The sequence below is a fragment of the Lysobacter sp. Root494 genome, assembly GCF_001427225.1.
Lineage (GTDB): Bacteria > Pseudomonadota > Gammaproteobacteria > Xanthomonadales > Xanthomonadaceae > Agrilutibacter.
Genome location: NZ_LMFH01000007.1, coordinates 191,095 through 206,536, shown reverse-complemented (window position 1 = coordinate 206,536; position 15,442 = coordinate 191,095). Strand labels below are relative to the sequence as shown.

The window sequence follows — 15,442 nt, the reverse complement described above, 5'->3', positions numbered from 1 at the left end:
GCCCGCCACGAAGCGCCTGATGACCCGCCACGGCAGCGCTCCGGATGCCACACCCAGCCCCGCAAGCGACCTGCGCGGAGTGAACCGCCTTGCAGTCGATGGCGTCACCGGGATGGCCGACCTGGTGGAAGCCGTGCATGCGGCTGTCATGCATCCACCCGCATTGCTCGGGCGACACGCACCGGGCACGACCCGCGGCATTCCACATCTGGTGTACCGCAGCGTCCGTGGCATTGCCCGGATGGCCGGTGGTGGCGTGGACCTGTCGCTTTCCGCGCTCGCGCCGGTGCTGCGCGAGCGCGGTCTTTCGCCACGACGCGAAGCGGTGGTGGCAGCGCTGAACGGCGTGCTCGGTGACCATCTGTCCGCGAGTGGAAATCCCCTCGCGATCCGGATGCAGTTCCGTCGCGACGGCGTGCCGCTCGTACCTGCAGGTCGTGAATTGCACGCGCGCATTCCACAGGCGAGCGGACGCCTGCTGGTGCAGGTCCACGGCCTGTGCATGAACGACCTGCAATGGCGGCAGGATGGTCATGATCACGGCGAAGCGCTGGCGCGCGACTTCGGCTGCACGGTGGTGCACCTGCACTACAACAGCGGGCGCCATGTCTCCGACAACGGAGGCGAATTCGCGGCGCTGCTCACGCGGCTGGTGAAGGCGTGGCCGGTGCCGGCCGAGGAGATCACGCTGCTTTGCCACAGCATGGGCGGGCTGGTCGCGCGCAGTGCGCTCGACGCCGGTTTCCGCAGGCGCATGGCCTGGACACGGCTTCCATTGCGCGTGGTGTTTCTCGGCACGCCGCACCACGGCGCGCCGCTCGAGCGCGCGGGCAGCTGGGCCGACCTGCTGATCGGCATCACCCCGTACAGCGCGCCGTTCGTGCGCCTCGGTCGGATGCGCAGTGCAGGCATCCAGGACCTTCGCCACGGCAATGTGCGGGAAACCGATCGGCATGACGTGCAGGTCGACGCGCGTGCAGACACGCGCCGGCCGCTGCCACTGCCCGCATCCGTGCGCGCCCATGCGATCGCGACGACGACACGGCAAGCCGGCGATGACGACGCGGCCGCAATGCACGGAGATGGGCTCGTGCCGCTTGCCAGCGCGCTGGGCGACCATCCCGATCCTGCCTTCGACCTGCGTATTCCGCCATCGCGACGCTGGATCGGATACGGCATCAACCACCTGCAGATGCTGCGTAGCGAAGCGGTGTATCGCCGCATGGCGGACTGGTTGCGCGAACCGATGTAATACGGAGGGCGGCATCCGGCGCGTATCGCCGGTCCCTTGTGCCTGGCCGTCTTGCTCGTGTTCGCACTGTCTTGATCGTCATTCCCGCGAAAGCGGGAATCCAGCGACTTTGTTTTTGCCGTTGATTCCAAAAATCACGAGTCAACAAAAGAACAACCAAGGGCAAGTCACTGGATTCCCGCTTTCGCGGGAATGACGAGCAAATGCAATGGCAAATGCACCACGACAACGGCAACTGCAACTGCAACCAAAACGCCAGCAGCCACGACGATTCCTGGTCAGCGCGTGGACGGATCGGCCGGCTTCGCGACGCCTCCCAGCATCTGGTACGGATTGATCGCCGTGCCTTTCCACCATTGTCGTTCCGGGCCGAGCTCGAACACGGCGAAGTGCAGGTGCGGGGCCGCGGGGTCGGCATTGCCGGTGCTGCCGACGTAGCCGATCACCTGTCCGCGCCTCACCGCCTGACCTTCGGCGAGTTTCGGCGCGTAGCCGCGCAGGTGCGCGTAGTAGTACGCATAGCGGCCGCCGGGTTCGAACTGATAGATCGTCAGGCCGCCGCGCACGCTGGTGAACAGTTTTTCGATGTGGCCGTCGGCGACGGCGAGTACGGGCGTGCCGGCGGGCGCGAGGATGTCGAGGGCTTCGTGCTGGCGTTCGCCGCCGCGCGTTTCGCCGAAGGTGTCGTGCAGCTGCGCGGGGGTAAGTCCGGCCAACGGCATCGCGAGCCGTGGCAACGGGGTGGCCGTCGTTGCAGCAGGCAATGGCGTCGGCGAAACCGGCGGCGGTGCGATGGGTGATGCGACATCGGGCGATCGCGCTCGTGCCGCTGCCAGGGGGGGCGGCGTAGCTGTCGAAGAAGGCGTTGCAGGCACGTCCTGCCGCGCGAGCGGCGCGACCGGCGTGCACCGCGGGCAACGTTCGCCATCCTTCATCACGAAGTACACGGCGTTCGCGCCCGCCAGCACGCCCACGATGAAGATCAGCACACCGCGCAGCATCGCATCAGTCCTGCAGTACCGCGGCAACACCCGCCTTCACCGACTGGGCGATCTCGCGCGCGCTCCAGTTGGTGACGCGGATGCAGCCGTGCGACTGCGACTTGCCGACGGTCGCCGGTTCCGGCGTACCGTGGATCCCGTAATGCGGCTTCGATAGGTCGACCCACGCGACGCCGACGGGATTGTTCGGGCCGGGCGCGATGCGTGCCTTCGCATGCGCGGGATCCGCGTCCCAGAACAGTTCGGGGTTGTAGTGGAAAGCGGGATCGAGCGAGACGCTGGTGATCTTCCATTCGCCGATCGGAAGCGGGTCGTGTTCGCTGCCGGTGCTGGCCGGGTATTGCGCGATCACCCGGCCTTCCGGGTCGAGCAGCTCGACCGTGGATTCGGACTTGTCCACGACGATCGATGCAGCAGCCGGCGGCGGCGTGACTTCGGCGAGATTGGGTACGCGCAGTTCGGTGCCCGCGATGTCGAGCGGCTTGCCCGGATTGAGACGTTGCAGCAGCTCCGGACTGGTGCGGAATTTCTCGCCCAGGGCTTCGGCCACGTTGGCATAGCCGAGCCGGGTGAGTCCGGTGTTCTGCATGATGTCATCGGACACCTGCACGAACGGACCGGCGGCGTCCTGCGTCGTGATCGTGTAGTTCACCAGCACCGGCGTGGTGTCGCCGTTGAGCGCGGCCCACGTGGCTTCATCGAGCTTTCCGCTGTCGGGCAGTTCGTGGCTGCGCTGGAAGGCGGCGATCGCGCGCCGCGTGTTGTTGCCGCCACCGCCATCGATCTCGCCGGGCGAGAAATGGGCCCGTTCGAGCAGCACCTGTGCACGCAGCACCGCCGCGGCGCCGGTCGTCGTCCTGGCATCGTTGGCAGCCTCGAGCACCGCCTCGGCGGCGTGCGCACCAGCGGGCCACAACAGGATAGGGAGCAGCAACGCGGTACGGGGGCGAGACATGGGGCATCGGACCGTGTGGAGTTGCCCAATGCTCTTGCAGCCGCTTGTGCGGCCATGTGAAAACGCGGGATCGCAGTCAGAAGCCATTAACCGGCGCTGCAAGCGCCGGTAGGCGCAACAGCGCGCCGCATCACTCGCGCGTGTTCACTCCATCTTGCGCAAGTGGTGCCGCGGCTGTTCGCACACGACGACCGTGCCGGCTTCGGTGAACGTGCCCGCCACCTGCACGCGATCGTCCGGTTTGAATGCCTGTACGTCGCCGGGCGGTTCCGCCTGGCACAGGTTCCAGCGTGCGGGCAGCTGCACCTGCACGATCCCGGTGTTGCCCGTCGCGACCATGACCACCGCGTTGCCGTCGTACGCCCACGGAGTCGTGTCGACGCTGACGACGCGGCCCTCGAACTCGGCCTGCGCTCCGGGCACGAACGAAGCCGTTTGCGCGGGCGGCGTCACGCAGGCGGAGAGTGAGCAGGCGAGGAGCATCAATGCGCCGCATCGGGGGATAGGCAGGCAGAATGTGCGCAGCTTCATCGATCAACTCGGGTAACGGGTCGCGTCGATAGTACGTGGTCACTGCCAACTGCGTGATGCTCTGCGGGGCCGATGAGACTTCGCGTTCCGTTGCGATCGCTGCAGGAAATGCGCAGCCGCCCCTGCGAGTCATGGTCGCGCATGTAAGAGCGCCGCCGGTTCGCCGCGCGGCCTGCCCGCGTTACGCGTGGCGCGTGTTGTGCAACCCCGACGCGATGCCCTTGGCCGGCGGCTGCGCGACCGATTGCCGCTTCAGCAGTTCCTGGGCGTAGCAGCACCAGCCGTGGTACGCCTTCAGGCGCTGGAGATAACCCGAGCCCACGCGATAACCGCACACGCGGCGCGCGCCCTCGAGATTGCTGCGCAGTTCCAGGTGCTCGCGCAGCCGCGCGAGCTTGTGGCGCGCATCGTCTTCGCCCAGTTCGGAGATGAAGAAGAACGGCAGCTCGTGCCACGCCGGATCCACCGACAGCGGACTGCGGTTCCACTGCAGCCAGGCCTGCCAGCGCATCTTCGCGGCCGGTGCCTGCGCGCCGCAGGCGCAGGTCGCGGTCCAGGTCACGCCATCGCCGGCGAGTTGCGGCAACGTGCCGCAGTCGGCGCAGGAATTGACGAGATGTTCGGCGTCGCCGACCGGATCGTCGCTGCCGTAATCGCACCATTCGGCCGGGAACGAGGCGCGGTGCAGGTCGAAGCGCTGTTGCAGCGAGGCCAGTCGCTGTTCGCGCGCGTGGTGCAGGGAACTGATCGAAGCAGGAGGATTCATGCGGTCATCGGTTGCGCGCCACACAGCGCACCAGTCGCCAGCATCCCTGCCCGTGGAGAAACGAAGGCGTCATTGTGCGTGCGCGGTGTGTGCATGCGATGAACGGGGGCGGGCCGAAATGGTCCGGCGCGGTTGCCATCGAGCCACGCGTGTGCGCCATTTTTTGCCACGGAGCGCGGCCCCACGCCGTATGCGCCTAGAATGGCCGCCCTTTCGACCGGCTTCGCGCCAGGATCGTCCATGGCTCCCAAGGCCACCGTCGCCAAGGCGGAGTTGCAGGTCACCGACATGGACCGGCACTACTACGCGAGCCACAACCTCACGCTCGCCCAGCACCCATCGGAGACCGATGCGCGGCTGATGGTGCGGTTGCTGGCGTTCGCGCTGTTCGCCGATGAGCGCCTGGAATTCGGCCGCGGCCTCAGCGACGAGGACGAACCGGCACTGTGGCGGCGCGACTACACCGGCGAGATCGAACAGTGGATCGAGCTGGGCCAACCCGATGAATCGCGCCTGCGCAAGGCCTCCGGCCGCGCGCGGCAGGTGATCGTGGTGAGCTACGGCGGACAGGCCGCCGATGCGTGGTGGAGCCGCAACGCGGCGACGCTGTCGCGCCTGAAAAACCTCACCGTGATCGACATCGATCCGGTAAGCGTTGAAGCGATCAGCACGCTGCTCGCCCGCAGCATGCGCCTGACCGCAATGATCCAGGACGGCGAGGTGCAGCTGATGGACACCGAGCGGACGATCACGCTGCGGCCACGGATCCGGCAGGAACCCGCGGCCGCGTAGTTGCCGCCTCGTAGCGCGCTTCGCCGATGGCGGGCGCGCAGCGATGTCACGAAACTTCGGGAACCGGCGCACCGACGCGCCGCCGCACCGCATTCATGTCGCGGATCGGGCGCACCTCGATGCTGCCGGTGCTCGACCACGGGAATTCGGACGCCATGCGCACGGCTTCGTCGAGGCTGTCGGCTTCCAGCACGTTGAAGCCCGCGAGCATTTCCTTGGTTTCCGCAAACGGGCCATCGACCACGCTGACGCGTCCGTTGCGATTGCGGATCGTGCGCGCGGTCGTCGCCGATTCGAGCTGCTGGGAACCCAGCAGCTTGCCCTCGGCGCGCAGCTCGTCGGCGTGCTCGAAGCAGCCGCGCATCATGGTGTCGTACTGGCCGTCGTGGACGGCTTCCATCAGGGTGTTGTCGGTGTAGACCAGCATCAGGAACTGCATGGGGGGAGTTGCCTCGCAGACACGGGTGATGGGGGCCATTCTCGCCCGGCGGGCCCGGCATTGCACCGGCCGAGGCTGGCGCAAAGCCGCAAGCACGGCACATCCCACGGATCGCGGCGGCGGGCTGCGGTATAACGCGATCCTGGGCCCGCCACTTTCATCGAAGGGGATGTTGATGCGCATCGCGATACTCGCCACTGCCTTGCTTGCAGGTTCCGTCGCCGCGGCTCCCGCCGCCAACCCATGGCACGCGAAGGCGCGCGAGCTGCTCAGGCAGAGCGTGGAGATACCGACCGTGGCCGGGCGCGGCAAGGTGCCCGAACTCGCGCAATACCTGGCCGACCAGTACAAGGCCGCAGGCTGGGCCGCGGGCGACATCCACGTGCTTCCCTACGACGGTACGCCGGAAAACCACACCGCGGCGCTCGTCGTGCGCTGGCCCGCCGCGGGCAAGGCGACAGCGAAGCCGATCATGCTGATGGCGCACATGGACGTGGTCGAGGCCAAGCCGGAAGACTGGTCGATGGACCCGTTCAAGTTCGTCGAGAAGGACGGCTACTTCTACGGACGCGGCACCAGCGACGACAAGATGGGCGTGGTTTCGGTCACGACGGCGCTGCTGCAGCTCAAGGCGCGCGGCTTCAAGCCCAAGCGCGACATCGTGGTGCTCTTCACCGGCGACGAGGAGACCACGGGCATAGGTGCGAAGCTCGGCGCCACGCAGTGGAAGCCGATGCTCGACGCCGAATTCGGCCTCAACGCCGATGGCGGTGGCGGCGGTTTCGCGCCGGACGGGCATCCGATCGGCTTCACCTTCCAGACCGCGGAGAAGACGTACGCCGATTACGCCTTCACCACGCACAACCCCGGCGGCCACAGTTCCAAGCCGAAGCCGGACAATGCGATCTACCAGTTGTCCGATGCCCTCAACCGGTTGGGCAGTTATCGCTTCGAACCCGCGCTCAACGCGACCACGCGCGCCTACTTCACCGAGCGGCAGAAGAGCGAGTCCGGTGCGCTCGGCAATGCGATGCGCGAATGGCTCAAGGATCCGGCGAACGGCAAGGCCGCGGACGTCATCGAGGCCGATGCTGGCGAAGTCGGGCTCACGCGCACGCGCTGCGTCGCCACGATGCTCACCGGCGGACACGCGCCCAACGCGTTGCCGCAGCTCGCGCGCGCGACGGTGAATTGCCGCATCCTGCCCGGCGTGTCGCCCGATGCGATCCGCGACGAACTGCAGAAGATCGCCGGCGACAAGGTCGAAGTGACGCGCCTCGACGACAACGTCGCCTCGCTGGATTCACCGCTGCGTCCGGATGTCCTGCAGGCCTACACCGACAGCGTGCACGCACGCTTCCCGAACGCGCCGGTGATCCCGGAGATGAGCACGGGCGCCAGCGATGCGCGTCCGTTCCGCGTGCAGGGGATCCCGATCTACGGCGTCGATGGCTCGTGGGGCATCGTGCCCGACGACATGCGCGCCCACGGCCGCGACGAGCGCCTGCCGGTGAAGGCGCTCGATGACGACGTCGATCATTGGGTGCGGATGCTGGAGAAGCTCGCGGGCTGACTTCGCGATTCGCGTCTTGTTGAGCGGAGCACGCTCCGCTCAAAGCAGATCGAGGATGAAAGGAGTGCGGCTTATCGTCTTCGTAGGGATGGGTTGAGCGTAGCGATACCCATCACCTGTCACAGCCCGTCAGCCCGCCCCCGGCCGCACGTGGAACCCGAGCGCCGCCGCCACCATCGGCAGCGCCTCGTCATCACGCTGCAGCGCGATCCAGCCCGCATGCTCGTCGCCGCCGGTCTCGTAGGTCCACAGTGTGTAGTGGTGTTCGCGCAGGCGGTCGAACGCGGTGGCGATCAGCGAAGGCACTTCGGCATCGTCGAGGAAGTCCTCGTCGGTCGGGTCTTCCACGCCCCAGTCGATCCGCAGGTTGAAGCGCGACGCGAGTTCGTCGAGTACCTCGATCAGGCCGGCCGGATCGTCGCCCGCGATGAAGAAGCCCGACTTCCAGTCGATCGCGTCGCGTATCGCTTCTACCGGATCGTCGCCTTCGTCCAGCGCGTCGCGGCAGACCGCGAACTGCTGCATCGCCGTGTCCTCGTCGCCCGGGTTGATCAGCAGCAGCAGCTGCCACGCGACGGCTTCGACCGCCGCGTCCTCGTCGAGCTCGGCCTCTGCATTGAAGGCGCTGGCGAAGTTGTCGTCCGGGTCGTATTCGGAATGAGTGTTCATTCGCGCGCACCTCGCTGGGCGGGAACGAAGAATACGCCCAAACCCGCACGGGCGTACCGCGCGACGTCGACTATGCTTGCGTTTTGGGCCCGCCTGACCAGCCATGAACCTGATCGACCTGCGCAGCGACACCGTCACGCGTCCCACCGCGGCCATGCGCGAAGCGATGCTTCGTGCCGAAGTGGGCGACGACGTGTACGGCGAGGATCCGACGGTGAACGCGCTGCAGCAGCGCCTCGCGGATGAACTCGGCTTCGAGGCCGGACTGTTCGCGCCCAGCGGCACGCAGGCCAACCTGCTCGCGTTGTTGTCGCATTGCCAGCGCGGCGACGAATACATCGTCGGCATGGACGCGCACACCTACAAGTACGAAGGCGGTGGCGCGGCGGTGTTCGGTTCGATCCAGCCGCAACCCGTGCTGCATGCAGGGGACGGCACGTTGCCGCTGGACGTGGTCGAGCAGGTCATCAAGCCGCGCGATCCGCACTTCGCACGCACACGGCTGCTGTGCCTGGAGGACACCTGGCACGGTCGCGTGCTGCCCCGCGACTACCTGCGCGACGCGCGTGCGCTCTGCGATCGGCAGGGGCTGTTGCTGCACCTCGATGGCGCGCGCCTGTTCAACGCGGCCGTCGCCGATGGCGTGCCGGCGCGCGAGGTCACGCGCCACTTCCACAGCGTGTCGGTGTGCCTGTCGAAGGGACTCGGTGCGCCGGTGGGCTCGGTGCTGCTCGGCACGCGCGCGCTGATCGACGAAGCGACGCGCTGGCGCAAGGTTGCTGGCGGCGGCATGCGCCAGGCGGGGATGCTTGCGGCGGCGTGCATCCACGCGCTGGATCACCACGTCGCGCGCCTGGCCGACGACCATCGCCGGGCACAGGCGCTCGCACAAGGATTGCGGGGCCTCCCAGGCCTGAGTGTCGCCGCGCAGCACACCAACATGGTGTTCGTCGATGTCCCGCAGGAGCGGCTGGCGGCGCTGAAACAGGCGATGGACGCGGCATCGATCCGGTTGTCGATCGGCTACACGCCGCGCATCCGCCTGGTCACGCACCTGGACGTCGATGACGAAGGCGTTCGCCGGACGATCGACGCACTGCGGCAGTTTGCCGCGTAGCCGTCCGACGCCGCACTCAGGGCTTCGATTCGACGGCAATCTGTTCGCGGGTCGAGAGATCGGACGGCGACACCGCCGGCGCGGGCGGGGTCGCTGCCGGCGCGGCTTTCGCATTCGCTCCGCCCGGCTGGCGCGAAGCCTGCTGGCGCGCCGACTGCTGTTCCGCCGACGCGATCAGAACGTCCATCACCATGCCCATCAGGCTACGGCGTTCGTTCGTCGTCTTCGGCACCAGCGGATCGGTGTCCGCCGCGACTGCACCATCACTGGTTGAAGCGCGAGTGCCGGAGACGTCATTCGCATGCTGGACCTGCGAGTTCGACAGCGAAGGTGTCAGCAGCGCAATCACTGCGAGAACCAATCCATACCTGCGCATTGTCCTGCTCCACACCGACCGTTGGCCGACGCCGGCAGCCTAGATGGCCGAATGCATCGGCCGCCGTGAAGTCGCAGGCAAGAACGCTTTTACAGTCGTTTGCGGCTCAGCAATGTGGGCGGGACGGAATGCCCGCGCGATGACGGCGTGACGAAAATGCTAGTGCCCGCGCGGTTCGCGCATCGCCACTTCCGCTCCGCTGTCGTAATGCTCGAACGCGGTGCGCAGGCCGCCGAGCACTTCGGCACTGGTCTCGAACAACGCCTGGGCCTTGGGGTCGTCGAACTCGCGCGTGTCCTCGCGCAGGTGCCGGATCAGGTCGTCCAGCGCCGCGAGCACGTTGGCGGTGTGGTAGCGCGGATCGCTTTTGGGATAAGCCGTGTTCGGACGCAATTCCATGAAACTTACTCCGCTGGAACCGCGCTCCAAGCTAGGCAGCGCTTCGTTCATGGACAGTGAAACAGCGAGTGCGATCAGCCGGTGCGATCAGCGGGCGGCATCGCATCTCCTGCCCGCCGCCGTGCGCTGAGCCGGTACTCCCGCGGGGTAAGGCCGAAGCGTTGATGGAACACTTCGCCGAAATGCGATGGCGTGGAGAAACCCAGGCCATACGCGATGTCGACGATCGGCTCGTCGCTCGCGAGCAGGCGCTGGCTGGCCAGGTGCAGGCGATGCGTGCGCACGTACTCGCTCCAGCTCAGGCCGATCTGCTGCTTGAAACGGCGGCTGAAGTACGCCGGCGCCAACGCGCACAGTGCGGCGGCGGCCTCGGCGGAAGGCGCGTCGGCCGGATTGCGGCGAAGCCGTTCGATCGCGGGGCGCAGGCGATTGAGCGTGTCGGGATCGCCGGCAACACGCTCGCCCTCAAGCTGCGGTGCCTGTGCGGCGGCACGCAACAGCAATTCCACCAGCGGCACCGCGGCCGGATCGGTGCCATCCAGTTCCGTCAGCCAGTTGGCGAGCGTGGCGATGCGTTGCCGGAGCCGGCGCTCGGGTAGCGCGCAGAAACCACGCGCAAGGCGTTCCAGGCCCGGCGATCGCAGCAGCGTTTCGCTGGCGACCGCATCGACCTGCACCAGCACCCAGTCACGTGATCCGGGTGCGAGCGCGAAATCATGCTGGCGCATCGACGGCACGAACGCGATGCAGCCGGGCGACAGCGGATACCGCCAGCCTTCGGTGAAGAAGTCGCCCTGCACCTGCCCGAACAGCACGAGCTCGTGCACATCGTGGAAATGCGGGAATGGTTCGGTCGCGGCGGCATGCGCATCCTGGCGGACGCGCTCGATGCGCAGCGAAGTACCCGGGCGCAGTTCCACCGGTTCGCAGAGCGGGCGTTCGATGAAGGGTACGGCCATCGTGCGGATTCTGGCCCGAAATGCGGCTCCCGTAGTGTCCAGCCTGTCGCACGCGTGGATCAGGTGGCCGAGCCAGCCACGCGGCCCGCCTTCGTGCAGGCTCGCTGCCCGATCACGGCGAGCCGATGACGCGGACCGCCATCGGTGGCAGGTTCAGTCGCGTCGGATCGACGCGCGCGTGCGGAGCAGCGCCGAGCAGGTCGATCCAGCGCGCGCCCGCGAGCGCGGAATCCAGCAAGGGGGTCGCGGGTTTGTCGCCCAGGTTGACCAGCAGCAGGCTGCGTCGCGCGCCGTCCTCGCGCAACACGCACATCAGGTCCGGGTCGCTGTCGCAGAGCAGGCGCTGGTCACCATGGCGAAGTTCCGGACGCGTGCTCCGCAACGACAGCAGTTCGCGGTACCACGCGAGCAGGGAACCGGCGGCGGCTTCCTCTTCCACCGACACGCCATCGTTGGAACGGTTGTAACGTTCGGTCCAGAACGGCGCGTCGTCGCGGCGATACCAGATCGCCGAGCCATCGGCGTTGAGATCGGCGTCCCAGCGAAAGGCTTCGCGCAGCGGAATGTGCGCGGCATCCGACATCGTTCCCTGGCGCGCGATGCCCCGCATGCCCAGCTCCTGCCCGTAATAGATCAGCGGCTCGCCCTTGAGCAGCAGCGCCAGTGCGGCACCGGCGCGTGCGCGCGCAGGATCCCTGGCCAGCGACATGAAACGGTCGGTGTCGTGGTTTTCAAGGAACACGATCTGGCCCTTGCCGGCCGGCGTCTTCGCCTCGGTCTCGCGCACCGCCTTGACCAGCTGCGCCTTGTCGAGTTTGGTCAACGCGCCGCGCATCGGGAAGGCGAACACGAGGTCGGCGTTGCCGCGGGTCAGCCAGTCCTCGCCAAAACCCCAGTCGTACTGCTCGGCGATGATGCGCAGCCCGGGGCGACGCGTCTTCAACGTCCTGAACGTCGGCGTCCAGAACTTCGCGAAGAGATCCTTTGCCAGGCCCTTGTTGTCGACGTCGTCCATCATGTGGTCGATGCGCAGGCCGTCGACGCCATCGCGGCCGCTGCCGTCGCCGTGCGGATCGACCCAGTACAGCAGCAGGTCTTGGAAGTAGCGCTGCACCGCGGGCTGGTTCATGTCGACCATCGCGATCGCGATCCGGCGGCCGTCGTAGCCCTCCCAGCGTGCCTGGTTGAGGAAGGGCTCGGCTTCGGAGTGGTCCGGTTTTCGCCACAGCAGGTATTTCGCATGCGGCGCGTCGGCGCGGTCGAGCGACTCCTCCAGCCACGGATGGCCTTCGGCGACGTACTGGAATTCCTGGTCGAGATACACCTTCAGCCCGCGCGCGTGCGCGGCGCGGACGAAGGCGAAGTAGTCGTCCATCGTGCCGTATTCGGGCTCGATCGCCTTGAACTCGGTGGCGAAGTAGTTGTGGTAGTACGGCGATGGCTGCAGCGGCGTGAGCAGGATCGAGGTGATGCCGAGCTGCTTCAGGTAATCGAGTTTCGCGGTGAGCCCGGGCAGGTCGCCGATACGGTCGCCGTTCGAGTCGCGGAAGCTGCGCAGGAAGACGTGATAGAAAACTTCCTCGCCCGCTTTCGCGCGTGCGGGTGCAGGAGTCGCGGTCGCGGCTTCGCTAGGCAACGCGGCGGTGCCAGAGATCGCCAGTGCGATCGGCACGGCCAGTTTCGCCAGCTTCGTCATCAGCTTCATGCGCGCCTTTCCTCATTGCGTTGGATGTCGCCGCGCAGCACCGCGCCGAAAAAGCGCAGCGTGCCGGCCAGTGCGGATGACCAGTACGGCCAGTCGTGGCCGCCGTCGCGCGGCTCGAATTCATGGGCGATGCCGGCCCGCAGCAGCCCATCGTGCAATGCGGCGTTGGCATCGAAATACGGATCGTCGCGGCCACAGTCGAAGCGCAACGGCGGCAGCGGACCGGTCGCCTGCGCAAGGGCGGCGAGCAGCGATGCCTCGGTTTCTGCATCGCCCCAGTGCGCGCGTCGTTCCTCGATCAGCGCATCAAGCTGTGCGATGTCGGTGATTGCCGAATGCGCGGCGGCGGCGCTGAAGCGGTGTGGATATTTCCCCGCGATGCGCAATGCGCCGAAGCCGCCCATGCTGAGCCCGGCAATGAGCAGCGGCGACGCCTGCGTGCATCCGTCGATGGCTTCGATGGCGAGCTGCGGTATTTCGTCGGCGATCCAGCGCTCGAAATCCTGCGCGGCATGCGCGAGGTATCCCGAACCGTCGCCCCACAGGCCATCGGAAGGCATTGCCAGCGCGACCGGCGGCAGCGTGCCTTCGGCGATCAGTCGCGCGGTGGTGAGGTGCGCGCCGCCCTTGAGTGCCCATGCCCAGTGCGAGCCGTACACGCCGTGCAGCAGGATCACGATGGGCAGGTCGGTGATGCCGCGCGCCTGCGGCGGTACGAACAGGGTGACGTCGGCGCGCTGGCGCAGCGCGCGGCTCTTCACCGTCGCGAATTGCAGCCCGTCCATCGCGATCGCGGGATCGGAACATTCGAGCGTGCGAAAGGGGTTCGATGCGGTCATGCGATCTGCAGCACGCCCTTGCTGCTGCGGCCCTCGAGCATGTCGGCGAAGGCGTCCGCCAATGCGTCCAGCCGATAGCGGTGGCTCACCAGCGAAGCGAGTTCGAGGCGGCCTTCGGCGATCCAGCCGAACAGGCGCGGGAAGTCGCGCGCCGGCACGCACCCGCCGTACAGCGGCGCGAGGTACTGCTTGTTCCAGAACAGCTGCGGAAGTTCCAGGGCCCCGGTGCCATGCGCGCCGCTGACCTGCAGCGCGTTGCCGCCGTTGCGCACCAGCCGCAGCGGCAGGAAGGCGAGGGCGGCCACGCCGGTGGCTTCGAAGGCGTGGTCGACACCGCGGCCATCGCTCAGCGCCCGCACCGCGGCGATGATGGCTTCATCGCCATCATCGCCTGCCTGCAAGACATGCGTTGCGCCGAGTTCGCGCGCACGTTGCAGGTGCGCCGGCACGCGATCGATGGCGATGATCGTAGTCGCGCCGGCGAGCCGCGCGCCCTGCACGACATTGAGGCCGACGCCGCCACAGCCGAGCACCGCGACCGAGTCGCCGGGTTGCACGCGCGCGATGTTCACCGCCGAACCGACGCCGGTCATCACCGCGCAACCGAGGATGCAGGCGTCATCGAGCGCGAGCGACGCGGGCAGCGGCGTCACCGCCTCGGCGCGCACCAGCGTGTAGTGCGCGAACGTGCCGAGATGGAAGGAGCGCTCGATCGCATCACCGCGCCAGCGCGTGCCGCCCGCATGCGCGCGGCTGGTGCCGAAGCGCGCGGGATCGAGTTCGTGGGTCCGTTCGCACAGCGCCTGCGCATCGCGTTCGCACTGGAAGCAATGGCCGCACGGGATCGCCCAATTGAGCAGCACGGGCTGCCCGGGTTCGAGGCCCTGCACGCCGGCGCCGACCGATTCGACGTAGCCCGCGCCTTCGTGGCCCAGCACGAGCGCGCCCGGCCAACGCAGCGAAGCGTGGTCGGTGTGGCACACGCCGGCCGCCGCCAGCGTCACCCGCACTTCGCCCGCCGCGGGCGGATCGACGTCGATGGTGTCGATCACGAAGCCACCGCGGCCATCGGCAATCGCGGCCGGTCCGCTGAGCACGCGTGGCGACGCGCTGCTCACGCGGCGACGCGCACCGCGGTTTCGAACAGCACCGGATTCTTCGGCGTGTCGATGATCTCGCCGATTTGCGCGCCCGGGCACCAGCGTTCCCAGTCGGCGCGCTGCATGTCGTTGCTCGGCGCCTTCAGGCGCATGTCGCGGTCCATGTAGATCACGGTCATCACCGCACGCGGTTGGGTCGAACGGTTCGGCCCGGCGCGATGGAAAGTCCAGCCGAGATGGAAGCTGACTTCGCCCAGCGCAAACGGCGCGTCCACGACCGGAAATCCGTGCGCTTCCATATTCGCGGTGATCAGGCGCTCGCTCTCGTCGGAAATCTGCAATTCGCGGCCGAACTCCACGCCTTGGCTGCCGCTGAAGAACGCGAGCGGCCCCATTTCCTGCGGTACCGCCTGCAGCGGTACCCACGCGGTGATGGTGCGATCGCTGTCGACCGGCCAGTAGTACTGGTCGGCATGTGCCGGCGTGATGCCGCCGCCGGGTTCCTTGTACAGCGACTGGTCGTGGTACAGGCGCACGCCCTCCACTTTGAGCAGCGCGGCCGCCAGTCCCGCCAGGCGCCGGCCGAACACGAATTCGCGCGTGCGTTCGCCGTGCTCCCACAGGTTCATCACCTGCAGGAAGGCGCGGTCGTAGGTGCTGCGCTCTTCCAGCGGCAGCGTCTGCGTGTTGAGCGCGATGGTCAGGCGGGTGATCTCCTCGCCGTAATGGCGAAGTTCGTCCGCGTTGAACACGTTCTTCAACTTGATGAAGCCGTCGTGGCGGAACTGCGCCACCTGCGCGTCCGTCAGCGGATAGGGGCGGTCGAGGTCGATCGTCATGCGGATCTCCGGAAGTGCATGCCTGCAGCGCGACGTCCTCGCGGCGATGCTGCTTGAGCCGCATGGTAGGTCGCGGCAGCGGCGCGCCACATCCGCGGCAGTTGTCCGATTCGGTGGAAAAACTGTCGGA

Annotated in this window: 17 protein-coding genes; 4 read left to right on the top strand and 13 right to left on the bottom strand. The window is 67.5% G+C overall.

Features of this window, described 5'->3' with window-relative positions; genetic code table 11:
• Positions 1 to 19: 19 nt before the first annotated feature.
• A complete protein-coding gene (locus ASD14_RS12230; RefSeq protein ID WP_056134099.1) occupies positions 20 to 1,252 on the top strand; it encodes a hypothetical protein in 1,233 nt (410 codons plus the stop codon).
• 278 nt (positions 1,253 to 1,530) lie between these two features.
• Here ASD14_RS12230 and ASD14_RS12225 read toward each other — a convergent pair whose 3' ends face one another.
• From ASD14_RS12225 to ASD14_RS12210, 4 genes are all read right to left on the bottom strand, one after another.
• On the bottom strand, positions 1,531 to 2,250 hold the full coding sequence (locus ASD14_RS12225; RefSeq protein WP_056134462.1) for a M23 family metallopeptidase: 720 nt from the start codon (positions 2,248 to 2,250) through the stop codon (positions 1,531 to 1,533).
• A gap of 7 nt (positions 2,251 to 2,257) precedes the next feature.
• The gene (locus tag ASD14_RS12220; protein ID WP_056134096.1) at positions 2,258 to 3,208 is read right to left on the bottom strand and encodes a L,D-transpeptidase family protein; all 951 of its coding nucleotides are present in this window, start codon (positions 3,206 to 3,208) and stop codon (positions 2,258 to 2,260) included.
• 144 nt (positions 3,209 to 3,352) lie between these two features.
• Entirely contained in the window at positions 3,353 to 3,739 is a 387-nt protein-coding gene (locus tag ASD14_RS12215) for a hypothetical protein (RefSeq protein ID WP_157475350.1), read from the bottom strand.
• Between the two features lie 181 nt (positions 3,740 to 3,920).
• Positions 3,921 to 4,505 (bottom strand): hypothetical protein, encoded by a 585-nt coding sequence (locus ASD14_RS12210; protein WP_157475347.1) that lies wholly within the window; start codon positions 4,503 to 4,505, stop codon positions 3,921 to 3,923.
• Positions 4,506 to 4,745: 240 nt separating this feature from the next.
• Here ASD14_RS12210 and ASD14_RS12205 point away from each other — a divergent pair, with 240 nt between their 5' ends.
• Positions 4,746 to 5,297, top strand: a complete 552-nt coding sequence (locus tag ASD14_RS12205) for a YaeQ family protein (protein ID WP_056134087.1) — start codon at positions 4,746 to 4,748, stop codon at positions 5,295 to 5,297.
• A gap of 46 nt (positions 5,298 to 5,343) precedes the next feature.
• On the opposite strand, the gene ASD14_RS12200 is transcribed toward ASD14_RS12205, so the two are convergent.
• Positions 5,344 to 5,736: a YciI family protein gene (locus ASD14_RS12200; RefSeq protein WP_056134084.1), complete on the bottom strand. Its 393-nt coding sequence runs from the start codon at positions 5,734 to 5,736 to the stop codon at positions 5,344 to 5,346.
• Positions 5,737 to 5,911: 175 nt separating this feature from the next.
• Between ASD14_RS12200 and ASD14_RS12195 the strand changes: the two genes are divergently transcribed.
• Positions 5,912 to 7,309, top strand: coding sequence for a M20/M25/M40 family metallo-hydrolase (locus tag ASD14_RS12195; RefSeq protein WP_162247707.1), 1,398 nt, complete (start codon positions 5,912 to 5,914; stop codon positions 7,307 to 7,309).
• A gap of 129 nt (positions 7,310 to 7,438) precedes the next feature.
• On the opposite strand, the gene ASD14_RS12190 is transcribed toward ASD14_RS12195, so the two are convergent.
• Entirely contained in the window at positions 7,439 to 7,978 is a 540-nt protein-coding gene (locus ASD14_RS12190; protein ID WP_056134077.1) for a hypothetical protein, read from the bottom strand.
• Between the two features lie 103 nt (positions 7,979 to 8,081).
• Between ASD14_RS12190 and ltaE the strand changes: the two genes are divergently transcribed.
• Complete coding sequence (gene ltaE, locus ASD14_RS12185; RefSeq protein WP_056134074.1) at positions 8,082 to 9,095, top strand: low-specificity L-threonine aldolase; 1,014 nt, start codon at positions 8,082 to 8,084, stop codon at positions 9,093 to 9,095.
• A 16-nt stretch (positions 9,096 to 9,111) separates the two neighbouring features.
• Here ltaE and ASD14_RS12180 read toward each other — a convergent pair whose 3' ends face one another.
• From ASD14_RS12180 to ASD14_RS12150, 7 genes are all read right to left on the bottom strand, one after another.
• Positions 9,112 to 9,471, bottom strand: a complete 360-nt coding sequence (locus ASD14_RS12180) for a hypothetical protein (protein WP_056134071.1) — start codon at positions 9,469 to 9,471, stop codon at positions 9,112 to 9,114.
• Between the two features lie 159 nt (positions 9,472 to 9,630).
• Entirely contained in the window at positions 9,631 to 9,870 is a 240-nt protein-coding gene (locus ASD14_RS12175) for a hypothetical protein (protein WP_056134067.1), read from the bottom strand.
• Between the two features lie 74 nt (positions 9,871 to 9,944).
• Positions 9,945 to 10,829, bottom strand: a complete 885-nt coding sequence (locus tag ASD14_RS12170; RefSeq protein ID WP_056134065.1) for an AraC family transcriptional regulator — start codon at positions 10,827 to 10,829, stop codon at positions 9,945 to 9,947.
• A 112-nt stretch (positions 10,830 to 10,941) separates the two neighbouring features.
• Positions 10,942 to 12,534, bottom strand: a complete 1,593-nt coding sequence (locus ASD14_RS12165; RefSeq protein WP_235565401.1) for an alpha-amylase family glycosyl hydrolase — start codon at positions 12,532 to 12,534, stop codon at positions 10,942 to 10,944.
• A complete protein-coding gene (locus ASD14_RS12160) occupies positions 12,531 to 13,373 on the bottom strand; it encodes an alpha/beta hydrolase-fold protein (RefSeq protein WP_056134062.1) in 843 nt (280 codons plus the stop codon). Before ASD14_RS12160 ends, ASD14_RS12165 begins: the two co-directional genes overlap by 4 nt.
• A complete protein-coding gene (locus tag ASD14_RS12155) occupies positions 13,370 to 14,491 on the bottom strand; it encodes an alcohol dehydrogenase catalytic domain-containing protein (protein WP_200947064.1) in 1,122 nt (373 codons plus the stop codon). Before ASD14_RS12155 ends, ASD14_RS12160 begins: the two co-directional genes overlap by 4 nt.
• Positions 14,488 to 15,312, bottom strand: coding sequence for a phytanoyl-CoA dioxygenase family protein (locus tag ASD14_RS12150; RefSeq protein WP_056134060.1), 825 nt, complete (start codon positions 15,310 to 15,312; stop codon positions 14,488 to 14,490). The genes ASD14_RS12155 and ASD14_RS12150 overlap by 4 nt, the downstream gene beginning before the upstream one ends.
• Between the last annotated feature and the right edge of the window lie 130 nt (positions 15,313 to 15,442).

Coding starts and splice junctions, on each gene's coding strand:
- ASD14_RS12150 (WP_056134060.1), bottom strand. CDS start 15,312: ATGACGATCGACCTCGACCGCCCCTATCCGCTGACGGACGCGCAGGTG.
- ASD14_RS12190 (WP_056134077.1), bottom strand. CDS start 7,978: ATGAACACTCATTCCGAATACGACCCGGACGACAACTTCGCCAGCGCC.
- ASD14_RS12195 (WP_162247707.1), top strand. CDS start 5,912: ATGCGCATCGCGATACTCGCCACTGCCTTGCTTGCAGGTTCCGTCGCC.
- ASD14_RS12180 (WP_056134071.1), bottom strand. CDS start 9,471: ATGCGCAGGTATGGATTGGTTCTCGCAGTGATTGCGCTGCTGACACCT.
- ASD14_RS12165 (WP_235565401.1), bottom strand. CDS start 12,534: ATGAAGCTGATGACGAAGCTGGCGAAACTGGCCGTGCCGATCGCACTG.
- ASD14_RS12200 (WP_056134084.1), bottom strand. CDS start 5,736: ATGCAGTTCCTGATGCTGGTCTACACCGACAACACCCTGATGGAAGCC.
- ltaE (WP_056134074.1), top strand. CDS start 8,082: ATGAACCTGATCGACCTGCGCAGCGACACCGTCACGCGTCCCACCGCG.
- ASD14_RS12205 (WP_056134087.1), top strand. CDS start 4,746: ATGGCTCCCAAGGCCACCGTCGCCAAGGCGGAGTTGCAGGTCACCGAC.
- ASD14_RS12230 (WP_056134099.1), top strand. CDS start 20: ATGACCCGCCACGGCAGCGCTCCGGATGCCACACCCAGCCCCGCAAGC.
- ASD14_RS12210 (WP_157475347.1), bottom strand. CDS start 4,505: ATGAATCCTCCTGCTTCGATCAGTTCCCTGCACCACGCGCGCGAACAG.
- ASD14_RS12175 (WP_056134067.1), bottom strand. CDS start 9,870: ATGGAATTGCGTCCGAACACGGCTTATCCCAAAAGCGATCCGCGCTAC.
- ASD14_RS12160 (WP_056134062.1), bottom strand. CDS start 13,373: ATGACCGCATCGAACCCCTTTCGCACGCTCGAATGTTCCGATCCCGCG.
- ASD14_RS12170 (WP_056134065.1), bottom strand. CDS start 10,829: ATGGCCGTACCCTTCATCGAACGCCCGCTCTGCGAACCGGTGGAACTG.
- ASD14_RS12215 (WP_157475350.1), bottom strand. CDS start 3,739: ATGAAGCTGCGCACATTCTGCCTGCCTATCCCCCGATGCGGCGCATTG.
- ASD14_RS12220 (WP_056134096.1), bottom strand. CDS start 3,208: ATGTCTCGCCCCCGTACCGCGTTGCTGCTCCCTATCCTGTTGTGGCCC.